The 16,311-nt window shown below is 66.3% G+C and carries 16 protein-coding genes; 10 read left to right on the forward strand and 6 right to left on the reverse strand.

From position 1 onward, the window contains the following. Nucleotides 1–64 precede the first annotated feature (64 nt). Complete coding sequence (locus NED97_RS13455; protein WP_252487535.1) at nucleotides 65–1,951, reverse strand: glycoside hydrolase family 15 protein; 1,887 nt, start codon at nucleotides 1,949–1,951, stop codon at nucleotides 65–67. Between the two features lie 166 nt (nucleotides 1,952–2,117). On the opposite strand from NED97_RS13455, the gene NED97_RS13460 reads away from it, so the two are divergent. Next, a complete protein-coding gene (locus NED97_RS13460; RefSeq protein ID WP_252487536.1) occupies nucleotides 2,118–3,212 on the forward strand; it encodes a S1C family serine protease in 1,095 nt (364 codons plus the stop codon). 90 nt (nucleotides 3,213–3,302) lie between these two features. Continuing rightward, nucleotides 3,303–4,259, forward strand: coding sequence for a TIGR03557 family F420-dependent LLM class oxidoreductase (locus NED97_RS13465; RefSeq protein WP_252487537.1), 957 nt, complete (start codon nucleotides 3,303–3,305; stop codon nucleotides 4,257–4,259). A gap of 30 nt (nucleotides 4,260–4,289) precedes the next feature. Here NED97_RS13465 and NED97_RS13470 read toward each other — a convergent pair whose 3' ends face one another. After that, nucleotides 4,290–4,493: a hypothetical protein gene (locus NED97_RS13470; protein WP_252490627.1), complete on the reverse strand. Its 204-nt coding sequence runs from the start codon at nucleotides 4,491–4,493 to the stop codon at nucleotides 4,290–4,292. 142 nt (nucleotides 4,494–4,635) lie between these two features. Here NED97_RS13470 and NED97_RS13475 point away from each other — a divergent pair, with 142 nt between their 5' ends. Both NED97_RS13475 and NED97_RS13480 read left to right on the forward strand, forming a co-directional pair. Beyond that, nucleotides 4,636–4,821, forward strand: a complete 186-nt coding sequence (locus tag NED97_RS13475) for a protein translocase SEC61 complex subunit gamma (protein WP_252487538.1) — start codon at nucleotides 4,636–4,638, stop codon at nucleotides 4,819–4,821. Next, entirely contained in the window at nucleotides 4,821–5,258 is a 438-nt protein-coding gene (locus NED97_RS13480) for a transcription elongation factor Spt5 (protein ID WP_148857397.1), read from the forward strand. Before NED97_RS13475 ends, NED97_RS13480 begins: the two co-directional genes overlap by 1 nt. 158 nt (nucleotides 5,259–5,416) lie before the next feature. Here the strand turns inward: NED97_RS13480 and NED97_RS13485 are convergent, their stop codons facing one another. Next, a complete protein-coding gene (locus NED97_RS13485; protein WP_252487539.1) occupies nucleotides 5,417–5,704 on the reverse strand; it encodes a DUF7565 family protein in 288 nt (95 codons plus the stop codon). 511 nt (nucleotides 5,705–6,215) lie between these two features. Here NED97_RS13485 and NED97_RS13490 point away from each other — a divergent pair. Further along, nucleotides 6,216–6,968 (forward strand): PHP-associated domain-containing protein, encoded by a 753-nt coding sequence (locus tag NED97_RS13490; RefSeq protein WP_252490628.1) that lies wholly within the window; start codon nucleotides 6,216–6,218, stop codon nucleotides 6,966–6,968. Between the two features lie 200 nt (nucleotides 6,969–7,168). Beyond that, nucleotides 7,169–8,560 carry a sodium:calcium antiporter gene (locus tag NED97_RS13495; RefSeq protein WP_252487540.1) on the forward strand — a complete coding sequence of 464 codons (1,392 nt, stop codon included), beginning with the start codon at nucleotides 7,169–7,171 and terminating at the stop codon, nucleotides 8,558–8,560. A 95-nt stretch (nucleotides 8,561–8,655) separates the two neighbouring features. On the opposite strand, the gene NED97_RS13500 is transcribed toward NED97_RS13495, so the two are convergent. Genes NED97_RS13500 through NED97_RS13510 form a run of 3 tightly spaced genes read right to left on the reverse strand, consistent with a single transcriptional unit; the run spans nucleotide 8,656 to nucleotide 11,403 of the window. Continuing rightward, entirely contained in the window at nucleotides 8,656–9,138 is a 483-nt protein-coding gene (locus NED97_RS13500; protein ID WP_252487541.1) for a DUF5615 family PIN-like protein, read from the reverse strand. Between the two features lie 25 nt (nucleotides 9,139–9,163). After that, a complete protein-coding gene (locus NED97_RS13505) occupies nucleotides 9,164–10,966 on the reverse strand; it encodes a helix-hairpin-helix domain-containing protein (RefSeq protein ID WP_252487542.1) in 1,803 nt (600 codons plus the stop codon). Then, nucleotides 10,963–11,403 (reverse strand): DUF5788 family protein, encoded by a 441-nt coding sequence (locus NED97_RS13510; RefSeq protein WP_252487543.1) that lies wholly within the window; start codon nucleotides 11,401–11,403, stop codon nucleotides 10,963–10,965. Before NED97_RS13510 ends, NED97_RS13505 begins: the two co-directional genes overlap by 4 nt. Nucleotides 11,404–11,497: 94 nt before the next feature. On the opposite strand from NED97_RS13510, the gene NED97_RS13515 reads away from it, so the two are divergent. The 4 genes from NED97_RS13515 to NED97_RS13530 all read left to right on the forward strand — a co-directional run bounded on the left by NED97_RS13515 (nucleotide 11,498) and on the right by NED97_RS13530 (nucleotide 16,244). Continuing rightward, nucleotides 11,498–12,433 (forward strand): rhomboid family intramembrane serine protease, encoded by a 936-nt coding sequence (locus tag NED97_RS13515; protein ID WP_252487544.1) that lies wholly within the window; start codon nucleotides 11,498–11,500, stop codon nucleotides 12,431–12,433. 55 nt (nucleotides 12,434–12,488) lie between these two features. Then, nucleotides 12,489–13,280 carry an endonuclease V gene (locus NED97_RS13520; protein WP_252487545.1) on the forward strand — a complete coding sequence of 264 codons (792 nt, stop codon included), beginning with the start codon at nucleotides 12,489–12,491 and terminating at the stop codon, nucleotides 13,278–13,280. 591 nt (nucleotides 13,281–13,871) lie between these two features. Continuing rightward, nucleotides 13,872–14,810, forward strand: a complete 939-nt coding sequence (locus NED97_RS13525; RefSeq protein WP_252487546.1) for an SDR family oxidoreductase — start codon at nucleotides 13,872–13,874, stop codon at nucleotides 14,808–14,810. A gap of 21 nt (nucleotides 14,811–14,831) precedes the next feature. Beyond that, entirely contained in the window at nucleotides 14,832–16,244 is a 1,413-nt protein-coding gene (locus NED97_RS13530) for a glycerate kinase type-2 family protein (RefSeq protein WP_252487547.1), read from the forward strand. Nucleotides 16,245–16,311 lie beyond the last annotated feature (67 nt).

The following is a 16,311-nucleotide window of genomic DNA, read 5'->3' on the forward strand; positions in this document are numbered from 1 at the left end:
CCCACCGCTACCACTTCCTGGACACATTCTGTACTACTAACTCCTGGTCCGTTTTGGTGGCTGGCTATTCCTCACGCTCGAACAGCGTATCGACGCCGTCGGCGTGGAAGTCCTCCGGCGTCACGTCACCGTCGACCTCGAGCGCCCGCGTCAGGTACGAGGCGCTGTTGAGCAAGCCGAGGTGGCTGAAGGCCTGAGGGAAGTTCCCCAGGAGCTGTCCGTCCTCGGGGTCGATCTTCTCCGAGCAGAGCCCGAGCGGACTCGCGTGGTCGAGGACGTTCTCGAAGTGCGTCTCGGCCCGCTCGAGCCGGTTCGAAAGGACGAGCGCGTCGATCAGCCAAAACGAACAGAGCACGAACGCTTCTTTTTCATCCTCGCGGACGTCGGTGTCGACGAACCGGACGACGAGCCCGTCCTCCGTCGTCAACTCCTCGAGAACGGTGTCGATCGTCGACTGGACGCGCTCGTCCTCGGGCGGCAGAAACTCGTAGATCGGGATCAGGAGTGCGGTCGCGTCGATCGCCTCGTCGGTGTCGAAGTGCTGGACGAAGCTCTCCGCCTCCTCGCTGTAGCCCCGCTCTTCGATGGCCTCGCGGACGGCCTCGCGTTCCTCGCGCCAGCGCTCGAGGGGTGCCTCGCGCTCGTCTTCGGTCGCCATCGCGAGGCCGCGATCCAGCGCGACCCAGCAGAGGAGCTTCGAGTGCAGGAAGTGGCGCCGTTCGTCGCGGAACTCCCAGATGCCCGGGTCGCGTTCGTCCCAGTGAGCGCAGACGTAGTCGACGACGTCGCGGATCGCCGCCCACTCGTCGTTCGCGAGTGCGGTCTCGTCGTCGAGCTGGATCATCTCGTAGGCGGCCTGGACGATCGTCCCGTACGTGTCCAGTTGTCGCTGTGGAGCCGCGCCGTTGCCGATTCGAACGGGACCCGTGTTCCGGTAGCCCGAGAGGTGCTCGAGGATCTCTTCTTCGATCTCGGTTTCGCCGTGCAGGCCGTAGAGCGGCTGAATCTCCGCGGGGTCGTCCCGCATAACCTGGGCGAACCACTCGAAGTAGTCCCGCGCCTCCCGTCTGTGGCCCGTGTCGTGGAGCGCCTGTACCGTGAACTTCGCGTCGCGAATCCAGTTGTACCGGTAGTCCCACGTCCGATCGGAGCCGATCTCCTCCGGGATCGACGTCGTCGCCGCGGCCGGAATCGCCCCCGTCTCGTGGTGGATGAGCAGCTTCAACACGAGCTCGGACCGGACGACCATCTCGTGCCACCGTTCCGGCATCGACCCCGGTCTCCCGTCACCGTTACTGAGCCAGGACCGCCAGTACCGCTTCGTGTCGTCGAAGACCGCGTCTCGGTCGATCGCGGTCATGGGCTCCGATCCGCCGTACTGCATCCCGGTCCAGCAGTGCTCGCCCGCCTCGAGCGAAACGGTTCCGGCAACGCCCGATCCGGACTCCGTCAACTCGAGTTCGCCCTCGAGGTCGGCGTCCGTAACGAGATGCAGGCGTTCGTCCTCCCCGAGTGCGGCCGCGCCGTGATCGGTCCGTTCGATCTCCGGGGTCGTCCGCGCGTAGTCGAACCGCGGTTCGAACTCGAGGGCGAGTTCGACGCGACCGCGCTCGCACTCGAGCCGACGGTAGATCGCCTGCTGGAACCGCTCGTCGTCGGGTTCGCCGTCGCCGATCGGCATGAAGTCGGTGACGGTCGCCCGTCCGGTAGCAGTCTCGAACGTCGTCTCGAGGACGTTCGTCCGGTCGACGTACTCGTGGTTCGATTCGTGCGTCGTCGTCGGGTAGACAGCGAAGTGGCCGCCGCGGTCGGCGTCGAGGATTCGAGCGAAGACGCTCGAGGACTCGAGATGAGGAAGACAACACCAGTCGATCGATCCCCGACGACTGACGAGCGCACAGCGGTCGTCGTTGCCGATAACCCCGTAATCGCGGAGTGGTGGGTGTTCCATGTGGATCCGTTCTGACTCCGTCGCGTGTCGGTCCGCGGACGATACTGGTGAGGAATAGGACAGATAGCTAGCAAAATCGTACGCCGGCAGTAGCCGGGTTCTCGTGTGACTGCCGCGAGAGGCTGCCGGTGAGAGTTTTATCTTCTTCCTCGGGGTGGCAAGGTTCGTGACTCCAGACGACATTACGCGCAGGCGACTGCTCCGCGTCGCCGGTGGAACCGTCGCCGTCGCCGCGGTCGGCGGCTCCACCGCAGCAACTGCCGGTCGGAGCGTGAGCGAGCACACCGGAAACGCGATCCGAGCGCAGGACGAACAGTACTCGGAGATCTACGACGAGACGATCGACTCCGTCGTGCTCGTCAACACGTTCGGTAACGGCGACGGGGGTCCCGGCGGGCTGGGATCCGGATTCGTCGTCGACGACGAATACGTCGTCACCAACGATCACGTGGCCGGCGACGCGACGGAGGTCGAACTCCAGTTCCGCGACGAGCAGTGGCGGTCGGCGTCCGTCATCGGATCGGACGTCCACAGCGATCTGGCCGTCCTCGAGGTGGAGGACGTTCCGGACGCCGCCGAGGGGCTGTCGTTCACGGACGCCGAACCGACCGTCGGACAGGAGGTGATCGCACTCGGCAACCCGCTCGGTCTCGACGCTTCGATCTCGCAGGGGCTCGTCAGCGGGGTCGACCGCTCGCTGCCGAGTCCGACCGGTTTCTCGATCCCGGCGGCTATCCAGACCGACGCCCCGGTCAATCCCGGCAACAGCGGCGGCCCGCTCGTGAGCCTCGAGAGCGACGTCCTCGGCGTCGTCTTCGCCGGCGCCGGACAGACGATCGGCTTCGCGATCTCCGCGGCGCTGGCGAACCGGGTCGTCCCCGCCCTCGTCGAAGACGGCGAGTACCAGCACGCGTACGTCGGAGTGAGCGTCCTGCCGGTCGGGCCGCTGGTCGCCGAGGCGAACGACCTCGAGGAGCCCCGGGGCGTTCTGATCGTCAACGTGGTTCCGGACTCGCCTGCGGACGGCGCTCTCGAGCCCGCGGACGGCGTCGAGTCCGTCGGCGGCGATCCGGTCCCGGTCGGCGGCGACGTGATCATCGCCATCAACGACCGGGAGATCCCGAACCAGGATCGCCTGTCCTCGACGCTCGCACTCGAGACGTCACCCGGCGAGACGGTCGACGTCGAGGTCGTCCGCGACGGGGAGCGCCGGACCGTCGAGGCGACGCTCGAGCCGAGACCCGACGTGGACGTTCCCTGATCGCTCGGCGCAGTCACAGCGGACCGTGCGAGTGGCGAACAGGCGCACGCAGGTGCAGCGATTAGGGACGAAAACGTCCTCCCGTGTTCTATGACGGAGATCGGTCACAAACTCATCAGTGAAGAGCACGGCCCGAACGATCTCGCGGAGTACGGCCGACTCGCCGATCAGTCGGCGTTCGACTACGCGATGATCTCCGACCACTACCACCCCTGGACCTCGAGCCAGGGCGAGAGTCCGATGGTTTGGAACGTGATCGGTGCCATCTCGCAGGCGACCGACGACCTGCGTCTCGGCACCGGCGTCACCTGCCCGATCATGCGCGTCCATCCGGCGATCATCGCGCAGGCGGCCGCCACCGCCGGCGCGCAGTTGCCCGGTCGCTTCTTCCTCGGCGTCGGCACCGGCGAGAACCTGAGCGAGCACGTTCTCGGCGACCGGTGGCCGGAACACGCGGTCCGACTCGAGATGCTCGAGGAAGCGCTCGACGTCATCCGCACCCTCTGGGGGGGAGAGACCACGAGTTACCACGGGGAGTACTACACCGTCGAGAACGCGCGAGTGTACACGCTCCCCGACGAACTCCCGCCGATCCCCGTCGCCGCCGACGGCCCGAAGACGGCGCGCAAGGCCGGTGAAATCGGCGACGGACTCATCGCGATCGCGCCCGACGAGGACCTGGTCGAGGCGTTCGAAGACGGCGGCGGAGAGGACAAACCCCGGTACGCCGAGGTCAGCGTCTGCTACGCCGAAGACGAACGGGAGGCGATCGAAACGGCCCACGAGATCTGGCCCCAAGCGGCACTGCCCGGGGAGCTCGTGTGGGAGCTTCCGACGCCCGCCCACTTCGAGCAGGCGACCGAAGCGGTCTCCGAGGAAGACGTCGCAGAGACGGTCGTCTGTGGCTCCGACCCCGACGAACACCTCGAGGCGATCCGGGAGTTCGTCGACGCCGGGTTCGATCACGTCGCCGTTCACAACATCGGCTCGAACCAGGCCGAGTTCGTCGAGTTCTACGAAGGGGAGGTGTTACCGGCAGTACAGTAGTCGGCCGGGCGAGAGTCCGAGGGAAGCGCGCTACGACCTCTCGTCGGTCTCGCCTTCCGCTTCCTCCAGGTCGTCGGGTTCCTCGTCCGACCGTGGTGCGTTCTGCGTCCCGAGATCGCCGTCGCCGTCGTCCACCTCGTCGGGATCGCGGCCGACGCGCTCGAGTTCCTCTTCGATTTCGGCTTCGCGCTCCGCCTCGTGCTCGTCGGCGCGGTCGGTGTTATCTTCGGCCATGACACTCCCGTATTCGGGATCGAACGGCTTGGGGATCCGGCCGTCGAGTGCAACGTCGAGGTCGGTCGATCGGCGCGCGCTCGCGAACACGACAGCGGACACGAAAGACAGATAAAAGGCCCCGCGCTGTAAACAGACAAATATGGACGTTCCCTACGACCTCACCTCGTACGTGCGGGTGTTGAAGATGGCGACAACGCCGACGAGCGAAGAGTTTTTCCAGGTGTCGAAAATCGCCGGTGCAGGGATCCTGCTGGTCGGATTCCTCGGATTCCTCATCGGCGGAATCATGCTGCTGTTGACCGGTGACGCCGGTGGTGCCTTATAATGGGCATCTTCGCAGTCAAGACGACGGCGAGCCAGGAGCGAACCGTCGCCGACATGATCATCAACCGCGAGGAACCCGAGATCCACGCCGCGCTCGCGCCGGACTCGCTGACCTCCTACGTGATGGTCGAAGCGGAGGGCGACGCCGTCTTGAACCGCGTGCTCGAGGATATCCCGCACGCGCGTAGCATCGTCCCCGGCAAGTCGGACATCTCGGAGGTCGAGCACTTCCTCTCGCCGAAGCCGGACGTCGAGGGGATCGCAGAGGGGGACATCGTCGAACTCATCGCCGGTCCGTTCAAGGGCGAGAAGGCCCAGGTCCAGCGGATCGACGAGGGCAAGGACCAGGTGACGGTCGAGCTGTACGAGGCGACGGTTCCGATTCCGGTGACGGTTCGGGGCGACCAGATCCGCGTGTTGGATAGCGACGAACGGTAGTTCGTCGAACCATGCGAACGGGCGCTATGCGCCCGTGAGCGGACAGTGACGAGCGTTAACGCGCTCGTCGAGTAGTTAGGCGACGGACGACAGCGAATCACCGCCGAGCGTCGCGCCGTTTCGTCCCGGACAGCCGACGAGTCGCGTCCAGGTTTCTTCTACTGTCGCAGTTCCTCGGCGATTCCCCTGATATCCGCAGTCGCTTCGATCTCCTCGAGCAGCGCCTCGCGCTTCCTGACCTCCTCGGAACTGGCGCCGTACGCGCGGACGTACTCGGCACGGCTGTGCTCGGTGAAGGTGTGTCGGATCCCGAGATAACCGTCCGGGACGACGGAGCCACAGACCTTGCACTCGCGGCGTTCGTGTTCGGTCGCCTGATGGACGACGGCCGACTCGACGTCCTCGAATACCCCTCCGCAGCCGCCGATGCCGCATTCCCAAGCCATTTGATAGGAGAATCGCGGGGCCGACCTAATGGTCTTTTCGTCCGCGAGCACCGCGCCTTGAGCGGCCGGCACGACCGCCGTAGAAAGCGGAGCAGTCGCCGGGGCCGCCAAGGCAGGTCAGCCGGTCATACTGTTCCGTTTCGTACAGCCTGAACTGCACACTCCGGGATACCGTCTCTTCTGCGGCGGAGTCAGCCCGGGGGTCGCCCGCTGTCTCGAACGTCCGCTCCTCCGCATCGCGAATTTCGTTGAACGTTCCGCTCGTTATTCCACTACCGATTCTTTGACTTCTAATAAGGTTGAAAACTTTACCGCTAGCTGGCGTATCTATCGGAAATCTCCCGTAGAGCTAACTGTTGATCTCAATAGCGTTCTAGCCGTGAGCGCCGACGATGCGGCTACTTCTATGGTACAGTATCGCGGTGAACTGCGGGAGGATGGTGAGACAGTGCGAATCAGAATTCATAACTCGGCGCTCGCGAAAGGACCGGATATACTCGTGAGTGACGGAGTGGAGGTTCGAGTCGACTGTCACGTGAAGGTTCTCAACGACGCCGTCGTCGAGCGCGCTAAACGGGTCGGACTCGACGCAATCGTTTACGCACCGCACTTTACCCGCCTCCCGGAGATCCGGGAACGAGCGGCGGCCTACTCGAGCGACGACCTGCTGGTTATCCCCGCACGAGAGGTCTTCACCGGCTCCTGGCGGGATCGGAAACACGTCCTCGCGATCGGACTCGAGGACCCGGTTCCGGACTTCATCCCGCTCGAGGTGGCGATGGCCGAGTTTGACCGCCAGGGTGCAGCGGTACTCGTCCCGCATCCCGAGTTCGCCACCCTGAGCCTGACGGAGGCGGATCTGCGGACGTACGCGAAGACCATCGACGCCATCGAGACCTACAATCCGAAACACTTCCCCTCTCACAACAAGCGCGCGCGAGAACTCGCGGAGCTGCTGTCGTACCCGCCGTTTACCTCCTCGTACGCACACCTGCCGAGTTCGGTCGGCGTCGCCTACACGGCCTTCGAGACGGCGATCGAGTCCGAGGCGGACCTCGTCGACGCCCTCGTGAACCGGGTCGCCCGTCGTGTCGTCCACGACAACGGAACCAGGCGACTCCGGACGTCAGCGGGCGAACTCGCCCACCTCTGTTACGAGAACACCTGGAAGAAGGCCGATCGACTCTTTCTCTCGGGAATCGAGCCGACCCACCCCAGTCACATCGCCTACGACGGCCGATTCGACGACGTGGCCGTGTACTAACGGCACCCGCTCTCGAGCACCGGGCACGCTTCGAGGGGACGTGCCCCTCTCGAGTCCGGTCGGACAGTCCGCCGAGGCCCCCGGCGACGAAGGATGCACCAGCTCGTACGCCGAGGCCCGTATAGCAGTAGCAGGCACTACCGCCATCCCAACAGATTACGTACAACACTCCGGCTAATACACGTTCGATAACGATTCTCATGAGACAACGAGCGCTCGTCGCGATTTCGGCCGCGGTTGTACTGACCCTTCCCTGGGCCGCCGTGTGGGGAGCTACCGATCTCCTCCCCTGGCTCACAGCGACAGCCGCCCCGGGGGTGGCGTACGAAGCGCCGGCCATAGTCCGAACGCTGTCGACGCTCGGGACGGTAATCGTGACTGGGATCGCCGTCCTCGGATCGGCGTTCCTCCTCGCGTGGGCCGCCGAAACCGCCGAGAAGGACGTGCCGCAGGCGTTCGCGATCGCGGTACTCGCGGTACTGGCAGTTGCACCCGAGTACGCGGTCGACGCCCTCTACGCCTGGAACGCGGGCCAGTTCGCGGGAACCGAACGGGGGGTCGAAGCGGGCAACCTCGCGGTCGCCAACATGACCGGCGCGAACCGAATCCTCATCGGTCTCGGGTGGGCCGGCATCGCCCTCTTTACGATCTTCCGTCGGGGAGCGGCGTCCGATCCTGCGGTCGAAACTCGCTCCGGTTTCCTCTCCGACGTCGTCGTCCTCGACCGGGAGATCGGCCTCGAGATCGTGTTCCTGCTGCTCGCGACGATGTGGGCGTTTCTCGTCCCGCTCAACGGCGGCATCGATATCTTCGACATGCTGGTGCTGGTCGGGTTGTACGTCCTCTACATCGCGGTGATCCTCCGCGGGGAGGTCGATCACGACATGGATCACGTCGGCGTGCCGGCGTACCTGCAACAGTTCCCGAAGCGCCGTCGGGTCGCCACTGTCCTCGTTCTCTTCGCCTACTCCGGCGCGATGATCTTCACGGCCGTCGAACCGTTCGCCCACGGTCTCGAGTATCTCGGCGAGGGGATCGGGATTCCGTCGTTCTTCATGATCCAGTGGATCGCACCGCTGGCCTCCGAAGCGCCGGAACTCATCGTCGTCGTCTACCTGGTGAACAAGGCCCGGTCGACCGCGGGGTTCAACGCGCTCATCTCGTCGAAGCTCAACCAGTGGACGCTGCTCATCGGCACGCTCGTCGTCGTCCACTCCCTCGCGCTGGGTCGGTACGGCGTGCTCGCGTTCGACTACAAGCAGATGGCCGAGATCTGGCTGACCGCCGCCCAGTCGTTCTTCGCCATCTCCCTCCTCATCAGGTTCGAAATCTCCGTCGGGGAAGCGCTGACGCTGCTCGCGCTGTTTACCTCGCAGGTCCTGTTGGAGTTTCTCATCATCCGCGATTTCGTCGCTCTTCCGGTCTCGAGTATCCAACTCCTGTTCGTATACAGCGTCATCTACGTCTTTCTCGGGACGACGCTGTTCGTGTCCCGCCGACAGTCGTTCGGCCGCCTCCTCCGGCGAACGGCGGGCACCGTGGGTTCGGCGATGCCGATCGGCCAGGGCAGGTCCCACGGCACTGATGACTGAACGGGCCGGTTTAGCCCGTCGATCTCGAACGCGTTCGATCGCCTCTGCGGACAGTTCGCCGCGCTCGGTACGAGCGCCGGCTGCGAGCGCGAGCGTTAGGTCGATCGATCGCAATCGGCTGATTCCTCGGTGGATTCGAGCCTCGAGAGCGTTCGTTCGACCCGTTCCCAGTGACTGCCGCGCCAGAAGTGCTGGCCGCAGTCCCGGCAGCACCAGACCGCGGTTTCGGCGGCATCGGGCGCGTATTCCGGCGTCGACGCTGCGGAGTCGACCGGTTCGAGCGGGCCGTTACAGCGCCCGCAGAAGTCGGGTTCGTCCTCGAGAGAAAGCCCGATCCCGGCCGCCGAGAGCGCCGCGAGCTGGTCCTCGACGTCGCGCGACTCGAGCAGGATCGACGCCTCGGTGCGGCCCGCGAGCCGGACGTCGCGGGTGACGATCGTTCGCTCTTCTTCTCGGGCGACCGCGAGTAACTCGTCGTCGGCCTCGAGGTCGCGGTCGCCGGCGTAGACGGTGTCGTGGCCGCACATCCGCAGGTAGGCGACGAGCCCGCCGCACATGACGTCGAGGAGGAGTCGCATAGTGGAGAAAACGAACCGTCGAGCGTCAGTGCAGAAACTCGCGCAACTCCTCGAGTTCCCAGGTGTTGATCACGTCCGCGGGCTCGGCCCAGCCGCGGCGGGCGGTGTGGACGCCCCAGCGCATGTACTCGAGCGTCGCGGGTTGGTGAGCGTCGGTGTTGACCGCGATCGGCGCGCCCGCTTCGATCGCGGCCTGGACGGCGCTGCCCCAGAGGTCGAGCCGCCGGGGGTTGCTGTTGACCTCGAGCGCGGTGCCGTGTTCGGCGGCGGCCTCGCCGAGCGCGGTCGCGTCGAACTCGAGGCCGGAGCGCTCGTTGAGCAGTCGCCCGCTCGGGTGGCCGAGGACGTCGACCGCCGGGTTCTCGACGGCCCGGAGGAGGCGGTTCGTCGCCGTCTCGGCGTCCTGACCGAGCGCGCTGTGAGGCGAGGCGACGATCACGTCGAGGGCCTCGATCACCTCGTCCCCGAGGCCGATCTCGCCGTCTGCGTCGATGTTAGCCTCGATCCCCGCGAGCACCTCGACGTCCGCGGCTGCGGCGACCTCGCGGATCGCCTCGACCTGTTCGAGGATCTCGGTGTCCGCGAGACCCATGTCGGCGACGACGCCCGGGCCCTCGGCGTGGTCGGCGACGCCGTAGTAGTCGTAGCCCATCGCCTCGGCGGCCGCGATCATCTCGTCGATCGAAGTGTTGCCGTCGGACCACTCGGTGTGACTGTGGAGGTCACCCCGGATGTCGTCGCGAGTGAGCAGATCCGGCAGGTCGCCGGTCGCCGCGGCGTCGATCTCGCCGCGGTCCGTCCGGAGTTCCGGCGGGATCCACTCGAGGCCGAGCGCCTCGTACATCCCTTCCTCCGTCTCGCCGGCGACTCGCTCGCCGACGCGTTGACTACCGTCGGACCGCTGGTCCGACGACGTTCGCGAACCGTCGGTTCCCTCACCCGCGTCGGGATCGTCGATCTCGCTTACGTCGAAGGCGCCGTACTCGTTGAGCTTCATCCCGCGATCGATCGCGTAGTTGCGCAGCGTGACGTTGTGGTCCTTGCTCCCCGTGAAGTACTGCAGCGCGGAGCCGAACTCGTCGGGGACGACCACGCGGAGATCGACGCGGATCTCGCCGATTCGGACGCTCGCCTTCGCGGGCCCGGACTCGATCTCGTCGTCGACGGAGTCCCAGCCGACGAAGGCGTCGATCACGTTCTCCGCGTCGTTCGTCCCCACGAGCACGTCTACGTCGCCGATCGTCTCGCGCCACCGGCGGATCGAGCCGGCGACTTCGCAGCGCTCGACCGCCTCGTGGCTCTCGAGGAAGGCGAGGACGTCGTCGGCCAGCGGCCGGGCCTCGCCGAGCAACTGGCGCTGGCCGATCGTGCGGGCGAACTCGATGTTCTCGCGGATGTTCTCCTCCGTCTTGGGACCGAATCCCTTGATCTCCTGTACCTCGCCGGCCTCTGCTGCCACCTCGAGGTCGTCCAGCGTCTGGATTCCGAGTTCCCGGTACAGCTTGCCCGCGGTTTTGGGGCCGACGCCCTCGATGCGGGTGATGTCGGCGATGTCGATCGGGAGTTCGGCGCGTAACTCTTCCAGCTCCTCGATCTCACCGGTCTCGACGTACTCGACGATCTTCGAGGCGATCGCGTCGCCGACGTGGTCGACGTTCTCGATCGCCTCGCGGTCGCCCGCCGTGACGTAATCGGCGATCGGCGTCGGATGCGCGCGGATGCTCTCGGCCGCCCGTCGGTAGGCCCGGGGCTTGTACTCGACGTCGTCGGCCTCGAGCAGGTCCGCGAACTCCTCGAAGCGACCCGCGAGTTCGGCGTTGGTCGTCACGGACCCCTCCGCGCGCTGGCGCTACCTTCCTCCCCGAGCGCCTTCTTCAGGAAGGACATCCAGCGCTTCGTGTCGGCGGCCTGCTTCGCCTGCTGTTCGCGCTCGAGGTCCGTCGGGCCGAGGTTCTCGAGGGCGTTCAGCGCCCGGTCGATGCCGATGATCCCCTGGGCGAGCTCTTCGCCCTCCTCGCAGCTGATATCGTCCTCCTCGATCGCCTCGAGGCGCTCGACGCGCTCGCGTCGCAGGTTCCGTTTGGCCTGCTCGACGCGGTCGCGCTCGCCGGGCGGCACCGTTTCGCGGCGCTTGATCTCGAAGACGAACGTCCGGAGGTCGATTACCTCCCCCTGAACGGTGATCGTCTCCGGGATGTCCGCGCCGACGGTCGCGCCCTCGCGCTCGACGCGCTCGAGCAGTTGCTTTCGCTCGTACTCTTGCACATACCGAACTGCGGGGCGAGACGTCAAAAAACGTCCGTCGATTCGCTGCGGAAAACCCCAAATCCCTTAGCGATGCCACACCTATCCCCGGCCAATGGCCACGTGCGACGTGTGTGGGAAAGAGGAGAGCATGCCCTACAACTGCCGGCATTGTGGGGGCACCTACTGCAGTGAACACCGACTGCCGGAGAACCACGACTGTACGAGACTCAACAACTGGAACGATCCCCAGGGGGTCTTCGACAGCGGCTTCGACGACAGCGTTCAGAACGGCGGAACGTCGAAGACCTCGAGTCTGATGGACAAGATCCCCATCGACACCGGGCCGGGCGGCCCGCTGGCGTACTTCCGCGGGAACGCGACCTACACGTTCCTCGCGCTGATGTGGATCACATTCGCGCTCCAGTGGATCACGATCCTGATCGGCGGACTGTCGCTACACGGCGCGCTGTTCACTCTCTCGACGGAAAATCCCGAGTACGTCTGGACGTGGATCTCCTCCATCTTCGCACACAGCCCGTTTGGAATCTTCCACATCGTCTTCAACAGCATCGTGATCTTCTTCTTCGGCCCGCTGGTCGAGCGCTACGTCGGCTCGAAGAAGTTCGCAATACTGTTCATCGTCAGCGGCGCGCTTGCCGGTCTCGGGCAGGTCGGAATCTCGGCCGTGCAGGGCGTCCCCTCAAGCGTTCTCGGCGCCAGCGGCGCCGCACTCGCGATCATGGGCGTGCTCACGATTCTGAACCCGAATCTCAAGGTCTACCTCTACTTCATCCTCCCCGTTCCGATCTGGCTGCTCGCGGCCGGGACGGCGGTGATCAGCGTCTTCTTCATCGGCACCGGCGGCGGCGGCAACATCGCCCACGCGGCCCACCTCGTGGGGCTCGTGATCGGGCTCGCCTACGGCGAGTACATCAAGCGAACCCAGAACGTTCGAACGCAGGACCAGTTCCAGCTCGGCGGCGGCGGTCCCGGTGGACCGGGCGGTCCGGGCGGCCCCGGCGGGCCCGGCGGCCGACGACGCTTCTGAGCTACCGGCCGAACCCCGACACTGATTTTCGCTCGCCGACAACGCTCTCCCACCGATGAACGCGTCCCGTCCCGACCTCGTTCCCGACGCCTCGCTCGAGCGCGACGACATGGAAGCCCTCCAGCGCGAGATTGCCAACGCTGCGGTTTTCGAAGACGATATCGCGTTCGACCCCGCGGTGCTCGGCGACCCGCTCGCCGCGTCCTCGAGTCCCGACGAACCGCCGGTCGTCGCCGGCGTCGATCAGTCCTTTCTCACCGACGCCGACGGGGAGCAGGATCGCGCCCTGAGCGCCGTCGTCGCGATGCAGGGCGGCGAGGTGATCGAACGCATCCACGCGGTGACGCCCCTCGAGATCCCCTACATTCCCGGCCTGCTTTCGTTTCGAGAGGGGCGGCCGATCCTCGACGCGCTCGAGGCGCTCTCGGCGTCGCCGGATCTGCTCCTGTTCGACGGCAGCGGCCGGATTCACTTCCGGCAGGCGGGGATCGCGACCCACATGGGCGTCGTCCTCGACGTCCCGAGTATCGGCGTCGCCAAGAGCCTGCTCTGTGGCAGCCCCCGCGAGGAGACCGAGAACCTGCCCGAGGGGTCCCGGGTGGCCATCGAGTCGAACTCGAGAGTCGACGTACCCGACGGCACCTTGCTCGGCTACGCGGTACAGACGCGACAGTACGACTCTCCCGATCGGTACATCAACCCGCTGTACGTCAGTCCCGGCCACCGCGTCGGCCCGGAAACGGCCGCCGACGTCGCCCTGGCGCTTTCCTCGTCGTACAAGCTCCCCGAACCCGTCCGGCTGGCCGACAGCTACGCCGACGAGGCGAAGCGAGGGCTCGACGAGTAGCGGCCGGCCGCGTTCGATAGCCGACCGACCAACCGCCGCGGTGGGTGGGACCGAAAGGGGCTGGCCGGGTCGACGAGCGAGACGACGCAAGCACTGTCGTTCGAGAGAGCTTCGCTCTCTCGTGATCACGAAAGGCGCAAAGCGCCTTTCGAACGAGACCGAGCGTAGCGAGGGAAGCGCACAGCGAGTCGCAGCCGTCGACCCGGCCAGGGGCTTTCACCGTGTTCTGGAACGCTCTCCGTGTTCTCATACGGAATAGCGTCCTGCTTGCACGAAACACGTGGAGTAGCCACACCCTCCCCAGCCGACTCACTCGCTTGCGCGCTCACGGCTTACGCCGTTCGCGTTACCGCGGCGCTACGCGCCGCGCTCTGCTCGTTCGCCCCTCGCGCAGCTTCGAACCGCGTCTCGCGTCACTCGCCGCGGATCAGTGCACGCCACGTCTCCCGATGCATCGTGCTTCAAGCGCAGACGACCGAGCTTCGCGCATAACACGACCGACTCTCGACGAACAGTTCCTCCGCGGCCGGAAATTACGACTGGCGCGACAAACCGTCGATACTTAGGTATCCTCTCTCGAAACGGTCACCCATGGCCATCGCTGAGGAAGCCGACGATGAGGCGGGGGACGACGGAACCGCCGCAGCAGATGACTCCAGGCGGGAAACGGAGACGAGCACGACCGCCGACGATCGTTACACGCGCAAGCGGTGCGTGCTGATCACCGGCTGCTCGTCGGGAATCGGACACGCGACCGCTCGAGCCTTCCTCGAGAAGGACTGGCAGGTGATCGCGACCGCTCGGAACGCCGACGATATCGCGGATCTCGCCGAGGCGGGCTGTACGACGCTCGAACTCGACGTCACCGATCCGGATCAGGTCGCCGAGGTCGTCGAACGAACCGTCGAGATCGGCGGCGCGATCGACTGTCTCGTCAACAACGCCGGCTACGCCCAGATGGGGCCGCTCGAGGACGTCTCGACGGTCGACCTCCACCGGCAGTTCGACGTCAACGTCTACGGCCCGCACCGCCTCGCTCGCGCCGCCCTACCGCACATGCGCGCACAGGGCGAGGGACGGATCATCAACGTCTCGAGCGTCGCCGGCCGGGTCTCGTTCCCGGGGTCGGGCGCCTACTCGGGATCGAAACACGCCCTCGAGGCGATGAGCGACTCGCTTCGCGCCGAGATCGAGGAGTTCGGCATCGATGTCGTGCTGATCGAGCCGGGCCCGGTCGAGACGGAGTTCACGGACCGAGTCGACGAGGAACTCCCCGAATCCCAGCGCACGCCGGCCTACGAGTCGCTGTACGAGCTCTACGACGAAGCGCAACTGATCGGCGGCGGACAGGGCGGTCCCTTCGCCTCCACGCCGAGGGAGGTTGCAGTGGCGATCGTCGAGTCCGCGATCCGTTCCGAGCCGCCGGCCCGGTATCCGGTCGGCCCGCTCGGCCAGGCCGGCGTGTACGCCCGCTTCCTCCCGGATCGACTCCAGGACGCGGTCTACGGACTCGTTCGAAAACTCGTCTGAGCGCACCGGTTATCGATACTCATGTTCCACTCCCGCGAACGACACGCGAAGACGCCAGCCCGCGAGACCGCCCTCGACGCACTCGAGGCCGGGATCACCGCTACCCTTCCGGAGACCGTCGTCGACTCGGCGGTGGTACTCGAGGGAGAGACGCTCCGCGTTCACGGCCGCGAGTACGATCTCGATCGGTTCGACGAGATCCTCGTCCTCGGCGGCGGAAAGGCGACCGGCGGCGTCGTCGCGGCGCTCGTCGACCTGCTCGAGACCCGGATCGACGACGGCGTCGTCGTCACGACCGCGCCCGACGAGGAGACGATCGGCCCGGTCGCCGTCCGCGAGGGTGATCACCCGACACCGTCACAGCGAAACGTCGACGCGACGCGGGAACTCCTCGAGCGGGCCGACGCGGCCGGCGAGCGAACGCTCGTGCTCGCGGCGATCACCGGCGGCGCGAGCGCGTTGTGCTGTGCGCCCGCCGACGGGCTCTCGCTCGGAGCGCTTCAGGAGACGACCGACGCGCTGCTCGAGTCGGGGGCGTCGATCGACGAGATCAACGCCGTCCGGAAGCACTGCTCGGCGATCAAGGGCGGCCAACTCGCCCGCCGAGCGGCTCCCGCGACGGTTCTCACGCTCGCCATCAGCGACGTCGTCGGCGACGATCCGTCGGTGATCGGCAGCGGACCGACGGTGTCCGATACCAGCACGTTCGCCGACGCCGTCAGCGTGCTCGAGCGCTACGGGATCCGGGACGAGGTTCCCGCGAGCGTCCGCGAGCACCTCGAGCGCGGGGCGGCGGGCGAACTCGCGGAGACTCCGAACGATGGCGACTCGGCGGTCGCCGACGCCGACGAGGACTGGTACTGTCTGGCGAACGGTCGAACGGCTATCGACGCCGCACGCGACGCCGCTCGAGAGCGCGGCTACGAGTCGCTCGTGCTCTCGAGTCGTCTCACGGGCGAGGCGCGGGAGGTCGGCCGGGTTCACGCCGCCATCGGAGCGGAGATCGCGGCAGACGGCGATCCGATCGAACCGCCCGCGGTCGTCCTCTCCGGCGGTGAGGTGACCGTCACCGTCAGCAAAGACGATGCTGGTGACGACGACGGTGGTAACAGCGGAAGCGGCGGCAGCGGCGGCCCGAACCAGGAACTCGCGCTCGCGGCCGGCCTCGAGTTCGCCGCGAGCGAGACCGAGGCCGTCCTCGCGAGCGTCGACACCGACGGGATCGACGGACCGACGGACGCTGCGGGCGCGATCGTCGACGGTGAAACGATAGACTCGGAGGAGGAGGAGGCGGCGGCGAAACGCGCACTCGCGGCGAACGACGTTTACGGACCGCTCGAAGACTTCGGTGCCCTGCTCGAGACGGGCTACACCGGGACGAACGTCAACGACCTCCGCGTGCTCGTCGTTTCGGGGGAGGCGTCGCGAGCGTAGACGGGTCGTTCGCGTTCTCTCGTCGGTGCGAGGGTGCAGAACGGTCGACGGCCGGCGATCGGTAGTC

The organism is Natronococcus sp. CG52 (genome assembly GCF_023913515.1).
Lineage (GTDB): Archaea > Halobacteriota > Halobacteria > Halobacteriales > Natrialbaceae > Natronococcus > Natronococcus zhouii.

Excerpts from the sequence above, each read along its gene's own strand:
- NED97_RS13455 (WP_252487535.1), bottom strand. The coding sequence starts at position 1,951 with ATGGAACACCCACCACTCCGCGATTACGGGGTTATCGGCAACGACGAC.
- NED97_RS13465 (WP_252487537.1), top strand. The coding sequence starts at position 3,303 with ATGACGGAGATCGGTCACAAACTCATCAGTGAAGAGCACGGCCCGAAC.
- NED97_RS13470 (WP_252490627.1), bottom strand. The coding sequence starts at position 4,493 with ATGGCCGAAGATAACACCGACCGCGCCGACGAGCACGAGGCGGAGCGC.
- NED97_RS13475 (WP_252487538.1), top strand. The coding sequence starts at position 4,636 with ATGGACGTTCCCTACGACCTCACCTCGTACGTGCGGGTGTTGAAGATG.
- NED97_RS13480 (WP_148857397.1), top strand. The coding sequence starts at position 4,821 with ATGGGCATCTTCGCAGTCAAGACGACGGCGAGCCAGGAGCGAACCGTC.
- NED97_RS13485 (WP_252487539.1), bottom strand. The coding sequence starts at position 5,704 with ATGGCTTGGGAATGCGGCATCGGCGGCTGCGGAGGGGTATTCGAGGAC.
- NED97_RS13495 (WP_252487540.1), top strand. The coding sequence starts at position 7,169 with ATGAGACAACGAGCGCTCGTCGCGATTTCGGCCGCGGTTGTACTGACC.
- NED97_RS13500 (WP_252487541.1), bottom strand. The coding sequence starts at position 9,138 with ATGCGACTCCTCCTCGACGTCATGTGCGGCGGGCTCGTCGCCTACCTG.
- NED97_RS13515 (WP_252487544.1), top strand. The coding sequence starts at position 11,498 with ATGGCCACGTGCGACGTGTGTGGGAAAGAGGAGAGCATGCCCTACAAC.
- NED97_RS13520 (WP_252487545.1), top strand. The coding sequence starts at position 12,489 with ATGAACGCGTCCCGTCCCGACCTCGTTCCCGACGCCTCGCTCGAGCGC.
- NED97_RS13525 (WP_252487546.1), top strand. The coding sequence starts at position 13,872 with ATGGCCATCGCTGAGGAAGCCGACGATGAGGCGGGGGACGACGGAACC.
- NED97_RS13530 (WP_252487547.1), top strand. The coding sequence starts at position 14,832 with ATGTTCCACTCCCGCGAACGACACGCGAAGACGCCAGCCCGCGAGACC.